We start from the raw sequence: 13,689 nt of genomic DNA, 5'->3' as shown, positions 1-13,689 counted from the left end.
CAGCGCATGCTGTAGACGGGTGGCGTGCCATGATGGTTATCTGATAACAGCAAACGATGGCGGTCCCGGCTGGAAACCAGCCCGCGCCGTCCGCAAAGCCCGGCGCGCCGTACTGATGCCGCCGAAGACGGTCTGTCCCGTCTGCGCGGCGCAGTGATCGAGCGCCTGACGTAGCAAAGTGTCGACATTGCGCAGCGAAATGCCGTGGCGCGCGGCCACCTCGTCGCGCGTGGCGTCCTCCAGGCGCAAGCCGAACAGCACCTGGCGGTGGCGCCGCGGCAGGCACGCCACCGCCCGGTCGACGGCGGCCAGCTCGGAACGCACTTCGGCCAGCGTGGCCGGTCCCGCCGCGCCATCTGCCAACTGTTCCAGCACTGCTTCGGCGCCTTCCGCGTATTGCCAGGGCCGCGCCTGGCGCAGCCGGTCCATGGCCAGGTTACACGCCACGCGGCAGACGTAGGCATCCATGCTGCAGGCGGGCGGTGCCGGCTTGCCCGCCAGGCGCAGCCAGGCGTCGTGCAGGCTGTCACTGGCCAGCTCCGCGCAGCCCAGGTAGCGCGTCAGGCGCCGGTGCAGACGCACGTAGTGCGTGGCCAAGTACGCTTGCAGGCACGGCGACAACGCTTCCACGCTGGCCATCACAGGTCCAGCTCCTGCTGCTCCTGGTGCGTCAGGTGGGCGCGCTGAGTGGCACCCGTACCGCCGAGGCCCAGGATGGCGACGGGGCTATCCGGCCGGTAGCTGGCCGCCTTGCCACGCTTCTCGCCGTCCTCGATCGGCTCGTTGCCAAAGCCCAGCACGCGCACGGAAAAGATCGATGGCAAGCTGCCGCGCGCCGCCGCCCGCTCGCGCTGCAGCGCTTCCTGCGCCGCGCCCGTCGCCTGCGACGCCGCCGCACTGGCGTTGCTCAGGGCGGCCACATTCACGGCAGCAAGCACCGGCATGCCACTCGATTTCCCCTGCACCTGGATGTTCGCCGCGTTCAGCACCTGCAGCGCCGCCAGGTTGATATTGCCAGAGACGCGGATGCCCGCCTCGCCCGCGTCGATGGTGCCCAGGGGAGCGATCAGGTCGATATCGCCGGCAGGCACTTCCGGAATCGGCGCCAGCGTGGCGATGCCGGCGCCCGTGCTCGGCACGTCGGACGCCAGCGTCACATTACCCCATTGGTCATACACGCGCTTGGGCGGCGTGTAGACGATGGTCGACTTCGAACCGCGCCCCGCATTGATATCGCCCAGCGCCGACCAGCCCAGGATGGCGCCGCCGAAGGTCGTCATGATGCGGCTTTGGCCCAGCAGCATGCTGTCCTGGGCGTACAGCGCGATATCGCCCGCACCCTGCGTGAGCACGCCGGGCACCAGGCGCGGCACCGCGAGCGGCGCCTGGCCCTCCGTGCCGAATACCTGCTTGCCGCCCGGCGCGAGCATGCTGATATCGCCGCCAAACAGGGTGTTGACACCGGACGGGCCATACATGCTGATATCGCCCTGATAGCGGATGCGCGCGCCGTGCGCATCCTGCGCGGGGAACAGCGCCGCAATGGCGTTGCGGCCGCGCAGGTAGCTGCCGAAACGCGGACCTTGCGCATCGTTGTACTCGCGCCCGCCCGCCTTCAATTCATCGAAGAAGACCTGGCGCGCGAAGATCCGCTGCTGCTCGGCCGGCAAGGCGGAAAAACGCGTGCTCGCCTGTTGCGGCGTGCCGGCGAAACCCTCGCGCGCCGCCAGCCAGGCGGCCAGCTCCAGCGCATAGGTCTTGGCGACCTTGTCCGCCTGTTGTGCCAATGGCACGCCAGGCTGGGCCAGGTTGGCCGGGTCCAGGTAGCGCTGCGCGAAGGCGGCGAAATCGACGCCATTGACGCCATTGACGCCGGCTTCGCCCAGCCCCGCCTGCAGCACGATGCCGGCGCCGGGGCGTTTATCGCCGGCAAGCACGGCGCCCAGGCTGACCAGCGCCCCCTGCTCTTCCATGCGGATATGGCGCCCCGCCGTCAATTCCAGCGTGCCGGGACCGGCCACGTTGAAGCTGCTATGCAGGATGTCGCGGCCGGCCGCCACGATGGACACGTCCGTGGCGCGCTCATGCACGAACAGGTTGCCCGTGCTGCCGCCATTGCCATACGGGTTCTCGCGGGTATTGGCGATGGCATTCGGCAGCGCCGTCGGCTGGCCCGGCTGCGTGCCGGAGTTGACGATGTCGCGCCCGGCCCTCATCCATACGGGCGCGACACCCTCGTACCACGTCTGTCCGGCCCGCTGGCCAGCGGCAAACGCCAGGATTTCACCGCTGCGCAAGCCGACGATATCGCCTTTGCCCGCGTACAGACGCGACGGCGTGCCGGCGGCGTCGCCCAGCGGCGCGGCGCTGGGGCTGCCAAACGCGAACAGGGGAAAGCGCGCCAATGACGATTCGATGCCGTCAACGCCGCCATTGCCCGCCACGTAGGTGGCCGGCTGCTGATAGCCGGCGAAGGCGGGATGAACCGGCGTCGGCAGGCTCGATGCGGCGGCGCCCGAGCGGCTCACGGCATAGCCGCTGGCATACAGCGAATCGCCCGCCAGCAAGTCGAGCCGGCCGTTGGCCGATGGCGCCAGCAGCATGGAATAGCCGGGCGCATAATAGTCGTTTCCGCCCAGCGCCGACTTGCCCAGGAAGATGCTGCCATTGGCGGCCACCGCTCCCAGCTGCGAAGGGAACAGGAAACGCCCGTCCGAATCGGCATGGTTGCCCTGGCTGGCCGGCGTCCTGCCCGAATTGACGTCGCCCAGCTGCACGCTCGGCGCCAGGCTGCCGCCGGCGGAGAACAAGTCGATCGCCGTGCCGTCCGTCCACAGCGAAAACCAGCCATAACCGCCCTGCGCATAGGCCTTGCCATTGGCCGTGAACGCGGACGAATGGGCTGTCTTCACGCGGCCCGGGTCGCCCGTGCCGGCCAGCACCAGGTTGCCCCGCGTGGACACGCGCGCCGCCGCATCGCCCAGCATCAGCGTCGCGCCACCGGTGGCCGTGCCCAGCGTGGCGCCGTAGGGATCGTAGGCGCGCTGCTCCTTGCTGTCGTGCTGCTGCGGCATGCCGCCATAATTGAAGGCGACGCCGCCCAGGCTGCCCGTCTGCAGGGCCAGGGCGCCGCGCAGATTGCTCAATACGCCGTTCAGGTTCAGGTTCTGGTTCTGGTAATCCGTCGCCGCGCCCGGCTGCATGCCAAAACCGTTGTTGACGGCCGCCCTGGCCTGCAGGCCGGGATTGAGGTCGCCACCGATGCGCACGTCCATGTCGCCGCCGCCCGTCAGCAGCATGCCGCCGTCGGCGCCGACCCGGCCCGTGCCGGCCACGGCCAGCACCAGTCCTTCGCTGCGCGGCGACTGGTCGCCATCGGCCGAGCCGCGCCGCGCCTGCATGCCCGCATGGCCGCCCACATCGACGCTCAGGTTGCCGCCGCCCAGCGTGCCCATGCCCGTGAAGCCCACCAGCATGGGCAGCTTGTCGATAATCGGCTGGTCGGGCTGCAAGACGCTCGCGCCACCGGCTTCCTTGATATACGTGCCAAAATTGATCCACCAGCTGGCGGGCATGGGGTCGACGCCGGCCGTGCCGCCCGTGCCCTGGCGCCACAGCCAGTTGCCCACGTTGGCGCTGGCCGCCTGCCGGCGCAAGTCTTCCTGGCGCGCAACGCCGAACGCACTGACGATGTCGCCCGTCAGGTTGCCGCCCGCGCGCAACAGCACATTGCCGCCATGGTCGGGGTACCAGGCCGCATAGGGGCTGGCCGCGCCGCCATCGACCAGGGATTCATACGCGGCGCCGCCGCTGCCCAGCACCGTCGCGCCGTCGCCGGCGCGCCCGCGCGCCTGATTGTAGGCGGCATTGCCCAGGCTGGCGGTGGAGGTGCCCGCCGTATAGATGCCATATGGCGACAGGGTACTGACGTTGCCGGCCGCGATCAGGTCCAGGTCGCCCGTCCCGGTGCGCAGCACGCTGAAATGCTGGGTCGCAGGCGTCACGCTTTTCAGCGCGCCGATTTCCACCCGGTCCGGGGTGCCGGGAATCGCCTTGCCCAGCGGGATGCAAATCTCCGTGTCGCACTGTCCTTCCACAGCCAGCGGCACCGGCTTGCCGGCCAGCCAGGTGGGATCATACAGGCTGGCGCTGTCGCTCCAGGCATAGTTGTGGCGGTCGCAGGCGCCCTCTTCGCACCAGACTTCAAGATCTGGCGCTACCGGCGTGCCTGGCTCGTACCCCAGTAGTTCGCCCCCGAACGCATTCCAGAACCAGGCACCGCCCGGTCGCGCCGGCGTGCCCGGGATGATTTTCCGATCATACGTTTCATACAGCGCGTAATGGCTGTCGGCCAGCCGCAAGTCGCCCGCCAGCACGGGCCGGATGCTGCGCGTGTCGGCCGCGCTGGTATCGGCGCCGGACACGAGCCGCATCGACCACGACAGCGAGCCTTCCGGCAGCATGGGCGCCACCGCCCAGTTACGGCCCTGCACGCCACCCGTGATGGCGCGCAGCGGCACGCTCAGGGCGCCGCCCGGCAGCTTGACGCGGGTATCGGCGGGGATCAGCGCACCCACGCGCAAGGCCAGCGCACCGGCCAGCAAGACCCCGTTCGGCTTGAGGTAGTTGTCAAACTGCGCCAGGCCAGGCAGGGGCACGCCGGCCGGCCAGGTCAGGCCTTCCAGCGCGGCCGTCCCGGGCAGCTGCGAACCGGCGCCCAGCTGCGTGCCTTTCGGCAGCAGCAGCGGCTGGCCCGCGACCAGCGTGCCGGCCGCATGCAGCAGGCGGCCGGCGCTGTCGCGCACGTCCGCGCGCAGCACCGTATCGACCGGCACTTCCAGCGCCGCTGCCAGGCTGGCCGCCACCGGCAGCACGGTGCCCACGGCCAGCGTCGCCGACTGGATGGGCAGGGCATAATTCAAGACCTTGCCGGCAGGAAACAACGTGCCCTCGGCCAGCACCACGCCATGGCCCGGCACCACCACGTCGCCGCCGTAGGCCTGGCGGCCCGGCGTCAGCACCCAGCCCTTGTCGTCCGGCGTGGCGGGCGGTGGCGCAAAACCGTCGTTGATGCTGCCAAAGATGTCGAGATTGCCGCCCGCGCGCAACACCAGGCTGCCCGGTTCGCCCGAGCCGGCCACGGCGGTTTTTGGCGTCTTCGCGTTCAGGCCCGCATAGCGGTGCGCGGACAGGTCGACGTCGCCGCTGACCACCAGGTCGCCCTGCGTGACGATTTCCACGCCGGGCCGCACATGCAGCGCCTCGGCATGCGCGGCCGTCCGCAAGCCTGCCAGCTTGTTTCCCAGCAAATTGGCGTTGGCCAGCGCCGCCGCCATGAAGTCCGTGCTGTCCTCATGCTTGCTATCGAGGTAAGCCTGGTCGATGAACTGGTACGGCCGTCCGCCCGCCGCCAGGTCCGCCTGCGGCAAGCCGTCCGGGCCCGGCACGACCTGGCCATTGGCATCCTTGAACACGCCTTGTGGCGCATCGCCGTAACGCGCCGTGCCGTGCACGGCGATATCGCGCGTGCCATCGATGCGCAAGCCTGCCCCGGCCGCGATGGCGATGTCGCCGTGCGTGGCCGCGTCGGCGTCGGTGGCGCCACCGGCGCTGCCCAGGCGCGCCGCGTGCAAGTCCAGCGTGCCGCGCGCCTGGCCGTCATGCCGGCCCTTGCCCGCGCCGCCGGCGGCCGTGCCGTGGCGCAAATCAAGCCGCGCGCCGCTGTCCAGGGCCAGCACGCCATCGCCCGCATTGATTTCGATCAACGCCCGGTTCGGCGCGTCGATGATCTTGCCATAGCTATCGACGCGCAGCACGCTGCCATGCGCATCGAGCACGGCCGTGCCGGCCAGCGTCACGCCATGCTTGCCCGCCAGGCGGATGACGCCCACGCGCTCGCCGCTGGCGTCGATGGCGCCCGCCACCGTCAGGCGGCCATTGTCGAGCGAAACATTGACGCTGCCCGCCCTGATCTCGTCGCCGATGGTCAAATCCCCCCGCTTGATCTGGAAACTGCGTTCGCCGTCGACCTTGCCGTCATTCAGGCGCCGGTTCAGGGCCGCGAAATCGCCCACATCCTGCGCGCGGATCTCCACGGCGCCGCCCTTGTAGGGCAAGACGGTGCCACCCGCGTCATAGCGGCCGCTGGCGCCGCCCAGCAGCCGGCCCAGCAGGTCGACCTTGCCTGCGGCCGCATCGAGGGCGATGGCTTGCACCTTGCCGCCCTGGTTGTTGCGGGCCGACACATCGATGCCGGCAGCGGCGGTCTGCGCGATATTGCCGCTGCGGCTGGTCAATATCACCTCGCCGCCCCAGCCGTACTTGTCCGCATCGTGGATGCTGACCTTGCGCCCCGCCAGGTCCAGCTGCGCGCCGTCAAGCAGGCGCACGTCGCCCGTGGCGGCCAGGGTCAGTTTACCACTAGGCAACACCACGGCCGTATCCAGCGTCACGCTATTGCCCGCCAACAGCAACTCCGCGCCCAGCGCCTCGCTGCCGGCAAGCGCCGCCGGTCCGCCCGGTCCCACTCCCGCTCCCGCTCCCGCAATATTGAGCGCCCCGCCTGCCGTGATGCGGTTGACGGAACCGGCTTGTCCCGTCAGCAGCGGCGTGTTCAGGTACAGATCGCCGCCTGCGTACGCGTAGCCCTTGCCCGTCGCATAGGCGCCCTGCGACTGGTGCACGGCCAGGCTGCCCTTGTGGTTGGCCGTGATGCGCTCGCTGGCATTGAGCCTGACGTCGGCGAAACCCAGGATCAGGCGCTGCGCGTCGGCCAACGTGTCCGGGCGCGTGTCGGGGCCATAGCCGAACTCGATGCGCCGCGCACGTACGTCCAGCGTGCCGCTGCCCGTGCCGGCGCCGCCGGCCAGCACGGCGCCGGGCAGCGCTGCCGGGCCGGCCGTGCCGCCATTCCAGACGAGGGTATCGGTGACGATGCGCGCCGCCTCGCCCGCCTTGCCGCCGCCATACATGGCCGGCGTCGTCAGCGACAACTTGTCCAGCAGCGACTTGCCGCTGGCATCCATGGTGCTCAGGGTCGTGTCGCCGTAGAAATTGAGCGACTGGGCGGCCGTCAGCGACAAGGTCTGCAAGGCCGGCGCGCCCGTGCCTGCATCGCCGCGCAGCAAGCGGTCCAGGACCTCCTGGTTCAAGGTCAGTCCCGGCGGCAGGGCGCCGCGCGCGGCGGCCGCATCGAGCGCCTGCGCACTGCCCACATTGATGCCGCCGACCGCCAGGGTCAGGTGACGCGTGCCGTAGCGCACGGCGTCGCCAAGCTCGAAGGCACTGCTGGTGGCAAAGGCGATCGAGCCTTCCGAATACAGCGACGTGACTCCCGCACAAGCTGCCTGCGCGCAAGTGCCGATGCGGATGCTGGCCGGCGTGCCCACGCTATTGTATTCCGGCGCCAGCATCTGCAGGCGGCCGTTGGACACGGCCAGCACGCCGCGGTAGCCGGGTTGGTAGACGAAGCCGTCGTCGGCATCGAAGGCGGACTTGCCGCGCCCCAGCGTGCTGATGGCCGCCCCCTGCTCGACCTTGATACCGGCGCCCTGGTTTGCCACTGTTGAGTTAGCGATGAGCAATACTTCGGCTGCCGACAGCGACGCCCCGTCACGCACGGTGATGGCGCCGGCGGCCCCGCCACTGGAGAAGTCGAGCAGGTTGCCGCCCTGGCCGTAGCGCACCACGGGCAAGCTGCCCAGCGACAGGCGCGCCGCGCCCACGGCGTTGACGTCAGCGGCGCGCAGCGATACGGTGCCCATGTCGGCGCTGGTCTGGCCGCCGGCCGCCAGCACTTCCAGATGCCCTCCGTCCATCGGGAAGGCCAGCGTGCCGCCATGTCCCTTGTCGGCGGGCTGAAAGCGGGCCTGGCCCTGGAAATGGAAATCGATGGCGTCGCCATTGCCTGGCATCAACTGGACCAGCATGGTCCGCGCATCCGCTTCCAGCATGGCGCGCGGTACATCCAGCCTGGCCGCGTCGGCGCGCACGAAATCGGCATAGCTGGTTTCCCGGTACTGCGAATAACTGCGCAACACGCTCGCCGGCGTCACGATCATCTGTCGCGACAGGGCGTCACCGATGCCCGTGCCGGCCACGGACAGGCGGCCGCTGGCGGCCCAGGAGCCGTTGCGCATGGCATTCGGCGCGGCCGGCGCGATGCCGGCCTGGCCATTGATTTCGACGCGGAAGGCGCCCGGCAGCAAGGCGTAGGTCGACGGCAGCAAGGTGTAGCTGCCGGCCGGCAAACCGGGCACGCCGGCGCCTATCGTCACCTGCTGGCCCGGCACGGGCACACTGGCGCCGCGCTCGCCATCGGCGGGGGCCACCGGCGCTTGCGCACCCGGCACGATCGCGTACACGGGATTGCTGGCCAGTTCAGGCAGGATGAAGCCGCCGTTGGCCCGCGTCTGCACCAGCGGATGGTAGCGCGCATCGGTGGAACCGCCACGGCCGGCCACGAAGGCGGCGCCCAGCAACTGGCCGCCGCCCGACAGATCGAGCACGGCGCCCGGCTGCACGTCGACCGCGCGGCTCTTCATCGCCAGCCCCACCTTCAGATTGGCCGTCGTGCCATAGGTGCCGCCCGCGCCCAGCAGGCTGACATCCTGGCCATCGTAGCGCCAGCTGACGCCATCGGCCGTGCCGCCATACGGCAGCATCAGGCCGGCGCCGCTGACCGACGTCACGCTGTCCGGCAGGAAGCGCAAAGAACGCGTGTCCGACATGCTGGCGCCCGTACTGACACCCAGCACGATGCTGCCCAGCGGGGCCAGCAACACGCCGCCCTGCTCGATCGCGGCGGCGCCCAGGGTCAGCGCGCCGAAAGCGGAAGATGGCGGCAGCGGCGGCGCTGCACCATCCGTGCCGGCGCGGCCTATGCGCAGCAGGCGCTGCTGCGCATAATCGCTGCCCCCGCCCAGGTAGCCGGCCCGCACGATGGCGCTGGCGCCCGTTGCCGGATAAATGCGGGCCGCCGTCAGCAACAGGTCGGCCGGCGTGTTCAGGACGGTATTCTGGCCGCTGACGGTGGCGCCCAAGAAACGCAAGTCGCCATGACTGGCCAGTTCCACGCTGTCGAAGGCACGCCGGTCAAGCACCATCGGCAGTCCTTGCGCGCGCTCCTTGCCGCCGTGCGCACCCGTCGTCAGCACGTCGCGCACATCGAGCAGCTGCTGTGCTTCCAGGCGCAGGCTACCCACGGCCGCTTGCGTCGATACGCCGCCCGTCAGCGTGGGACGTATCTGGCCGTCGCCCGTGCCGACGGCGCCGATGCCTGCCAGGCGCATGTACGGTGCCGCCAGCAGCACGCGCGTGGCCGCCGCCGCGCCGTCGGCCAGTACCAGGGTGGGCGCGTACAGATGCAGACTCTGGCCCAGCGACAGGGACAGGTCGCCATCGAAGCCGAGCATGCCGTTGCTGAGGATGGACAGGTTGCCGAAGCCGCCAGCGGCCACCTGCGAGGCGGCCAGCGCCGCGTGGCCATACACGAACTGCGCGGCCGCCTGTTCCGGCTGCGTGCCGGCCAGCGTGCCTCCGGCCGGCTGCTGGCGCAGCATGAATTCGCGCGCCTGGCGCAAGCGCGCGCCCGCTGTATCGCGGTACAGCGGCGTTTCCAGCGCCAGAGCGAGCGTGCCGCCGGCCGCGCCGGCGCCACCCGCGCCGGCTTTCATCAGGCCGTCAAGGTACAGGCCGTTGTTCGACGCCAGCGCGATGCTGCCGCCACGGCTGGCCACTTGCGTGGCGCCCAGGCCCGCCACGTCGAGCTGTGCCTGCGTGCCGGAAGCGTCAAGCAGCGCGCCTTCGCGCACGGCCACGAACAGGTGCGCCGCATCGGCCTTGCCCGTGGCATGGTCGAGCGTGCCGCCCACCACGATGCTGCCGCCGTCGCGCACCAGGCCATAGCGCTGGCCGCGTGCATCGACGGCCGTGGCGGCGCGCGCCGCCACGTCCAGCACGGCCCCGTCACCGATCCAGATCGAGCGACCATGCCCGGCGCCGTTGGCCACCTCGGCCGCCTGCACATCGCCCGCCATGCCTTCCAGCACGATCTTGCCGCCCCAGGCATTCAGGCGGCCATCGAGCGTCAGCTGGCCGATGCTGGCGACCGTGATCGACTGGCCAGGATCGACTTCCAGCATGGCGCCGCGGCCGATACGCGCCTGGACGCTGGCCATGTCCGCGCCGCCGGAGACCTCCGCCACACCTGCCTGCAGCCGCAAGCTGGCGCCGAGGCGCTGCGTCAGCACGCCCTTCCTCGCGTCTTCGCGGTATACCGGCGACAACCACGCTTCCACCTCCTGCCCGGCCAGGCGCAGCAGCGGCATCGTCACCGCGACCTGCGCGCCGTCGGCCACCGTCAAGCCGCCGTTGCCGCCGATATCGTAGCGGGAAAAACCCTTGTCAAAAAAGCCGCTGTCGAGCTGCAGCGTGTCGGCCGCCGCCTGCGCCGCTCCGCCGATCAACACCTTCGCCGCGCGCACCTGCAGCGTGCCACCGCCCTCCATGCCCTGGCCCAGCAGCGCGCCATCGAAACCCAGGCTGGCCGCGCGGTCGCTACCCTGCATGCGCGTTTCCAGCGTCACGTTGCCGCCCTTGCCGCCGCGTACCGCACCGCCAGCCAACTGCGCCGCGCCCGAGCGCACATCGATGCGGCTGTCCTGGCGCAGCAGCACGTCGCCGCTGCTGCGCAGGGAAACACTGCCGCCATGCCGGTATGCCAGCTTGGCGCCAGGCAAGGCCTCCTCCTGCAAGGGTTTGCTCCACAAGCCGCTCGCGTCCAGCGTCACGCCGCCGGCCACCTGCACGCCGGCCTTGCCGCCGGGCGGCGCCTTCAGCACGCTGTCCTCGATGCGGCCGTTGACAGCCTGCCGCAGGATATTGCCGATCTGGATGCCGCCCGCGTGCGCCGTCACGTCGGCATTGACCGCCACGTCGCTGCCGTACAGGGTCACGTTGCCGCCGTCGGCCACCCGCACGGCGCCATTGACGGCGATCGTGTCCGTGGCGGCAATGCGGATGGCGCCCAGTTCGAAGCCATTCAGGCGTGCCGTATCGAGCACCAGGCGCCCCTGGCGCGACGTTGGCAGCAGCGTGCCCAGGTCCAGGCCCGCAGCGATATCGTCCGCGCCGCCGGCCAGTTGCACCTCGCGCATGACGGCACCCAGGCTGTCGTACGTCAGGCCGGTGCTCTTTTCGAACATGGGCACGGAGCGGCCGACGATCAGCTGGCCGCGTGTGGCGGCGGCCTTGTGCGACTGATGGTAGCCATCGACACCGGCCTGCGCCGCCTGCTGCTGGCCCGGACCCTGGACGGCGCTGGCGTCGATCAGCCCTTCCAGCACGGCCGCCTGCGTGCCAATCACCAGGCTGCCGGCATCGCGCCCCACCGTATACCCGTTTTCCAGCCGCTGGAGCGGCGCGATCAACGGACTGCGGTAGGAGGCCGTGGCGGACTCGCCCCAGCGCGCGTGCAACTCTTCAAAGCCCCGGTACAGGCCCGTGTACAGCAGGTCGCCGGGCGCGCGCGATGCTTCGTACTGGCGGCCGTCGGCCCCATTCAGCCAGGTCTGGCGGATCGCGCCGCCTTCCACCCGCAAGGTGCCACCCGACAGATTGATGCTGGAACCGGCCTGCGTGACGACGTCCTTGCCGCCAAAACTGAGCGTGCCGCCCTGCGCCATCCATTCTCCCACCGTGTGTCCCTGCATGCCCAGGTAGCCACCCACCTCGAGCAAGCCGCCCGCCGTGTACCAGCGGTCGCTGTCATAGCCGTTCGTTCCCTTGGGAACAAACACCAAGCTGCGCCTGTCCAGCCAGATATCACTGCTATTGAGCCCCTTGCCATCGCGGTTGCCTGGTGCGTCGCGCTGTTCGTTGCCCTGCACGTTGACCTTGACGTTGTTGCTTTCCATGGCCAGCCTGACCCCGGCCGCGCCCGCTACGTCGATCCGCGCGCCATCGCGCACCAGGCTGCGGCCGGCCGCATTGACGCTGATCTGCCCACCTGTGGCCAGCGTCAGCGACGCGCCCTGGAAATCCACCGTGCCGGCGCTGTCGATGGCGATGCGCGACTGGTCGCGCCGGTCCGCCAGCGGCAGCATGGACTCGGCGCCGGCCACGGCCGGGACGCGCAAGCCATCGCGCTGGCTGTCGAGCGCCGTATTCCTCGCATCTTCCTCGATCAAGACGGCTGTCGTGGCACCCTGTCCCAACACCACGGCGGCCTGCTCGCCCAGTGCCTGCAGGTGCACCGTGCCGCGCGCATTGACGCTGGTGCTGGCCAGCAGCACGCCATCCTGGCGCACCTCGCGCCCGGCCAGGGTCACATCGCCTTCGCGCGCCTGGATCAGCCCCGAATTGGCGACCTTGCCTGTCGCACCCGCCACGCCGGACCGGGGCACGACCTCATTGCCACGCGTGGTGGACAGCGCATTGCCATCCGTGCCCACGCCCTTGCGGATGACGAAGCTGTCGCCAGCGGCCAGCAGTGCTTGTCCCTTCGGCGCCAGGATCTCGCCGCCGTTATGCACCTCGGCGCCCGCCAGCAGCACATAACCGCCGCCCTCGGTGGAATTGGCGGGCGCGCGCGTGGCAAGGCGCGCGCCGCGCAGCACATCGACCTTGCCCAGTGCATCGCTGATCGATGGCGCGCTGCCATTGCTGTAAATGCCGCGCTCGCGGAACTGCGCGTCGCCGATGCCGGCTGCGGCAGCTACCAGGTTGCGCGTATCGACCTGGCTGGCGCCATGGAAGACGATGCCGTTGCGGTTGACCAGCAGCACCGTGCCGTCGCCCTCGATGCGGCCCTGGATCTGGCTGGGACGCGCCAGCGGATCATTGACCCGGTTCAGCACGGCCCAGTCCTTCTGCTGCTGGAAGGACAAGATCGTATCCTTGCCGACATTCAACGTTTCCCAGTTCAGGATGGCCTTGTCGGCCGTCTGCCGCACCAGCACCGTCGTCTTGCCTCCCTGTACCGTCTGCACGGGCGCCTGGGCGTTGAGCCAGCCAGCCGTCAGGCTGTTGGCATCGATCTTCAGGCCGCCATTCACCAGGCCATCGGGCGCGCCGGGCGCACCGGCCGCTGCCTGGCGCGCCTGTGCCTGCGCCGCCTGCTGCGCAGCGATGGCGCGCGCGGCCAGATTCAGGTTGTTGAGCGAACGCTGCAACTGCTCGCCAGCCTGCTGGCCGGGCGCCGCCGGCCGTCCGGCCAGCAGCACGCCGCCAGGCTGCCGCCCCGTTTGCACCACTGTCGCCTGCGTCGCACCCTTGCCGGCAAACCAGGCGCCGCTGAACGCTTGCTGCGCCTGCGCCTGCTGCACCGTGCCACCCGCCGCCAGCAGCACGGCCACGGCATAGGCGAGTGGCGTAAGCCGCATGGCCGCTTGCGGCGCGGGCACGCGCAGCGTCTGTGTCATGGTCTTGCGCCGGGCAGTGTGAAACATGGTCATGGCAATGATTTCCTGGAAAAATAAACGTGCTGGTTGGTCAGGGAAGGCGCGCTGAAAATGCGCTGCTCATGACTGGGACGCATGGTGCCCGCCTAACCCGCATTTATTTTTTGGCACCGTACCCGGCCAGCCATGAGCTGCCGAAGTACCCGGGCTTGCGCTGGCGAAGCGACCCCGGGCACATGCGTTTTCCAGAAACACGATTGAAGACAACGCTGGTAGCGTTCCCATAGTT

2 protein-coding genes are annotated in these 13,689 nt (G+C 69.9%); both read right to left on the bottom strand.

Translation table 11 applies throughout. The annotated features are described in order from the left end of the window. Nucleotides 1-36 precede the first annotated feature (36 nt). On the bottom strand, nucleotides 37-639 hold the full coding sequence (locus ACP7DE_RS23730; RefSeq protein WP_426074437.1) for an RNA polymerase sigma factor: 603 nt from the start codon (nucleotides 637-639) through the stop codon (nucleotides 37-39). Continuing rightward, nucleotides 639-13,454, bottom strand: a complete 12,816-nt coding sequence (locus ACP7DE_RS23725) for a filamentous haemagglutinin family protein (protein WP_426074389.1) — start codon at nucleotides 13,452-13,454, stop codon at nucleotides 639-641. Before ACP7DE_RS23725 ends, ACP7DE_RS23730 begins: the two co-directional genes overlap by 1 nt. Nucleotides 13,455-13,689 lie beyond the last annotated feature (235 nt).

It is taken from the genome of Janthinobacterium sp. DSP2-3-3, from assembly GCF_049897325.1.
GTDB lineage: Bacteria > Pseudomonadota > Gammaproteobacteria > Burkholderiales > Burkholderiaceae_D > Janthinobacterium.
This window is presented reverse-complemented; position numbering and strand designations above follow the sequence as displayed.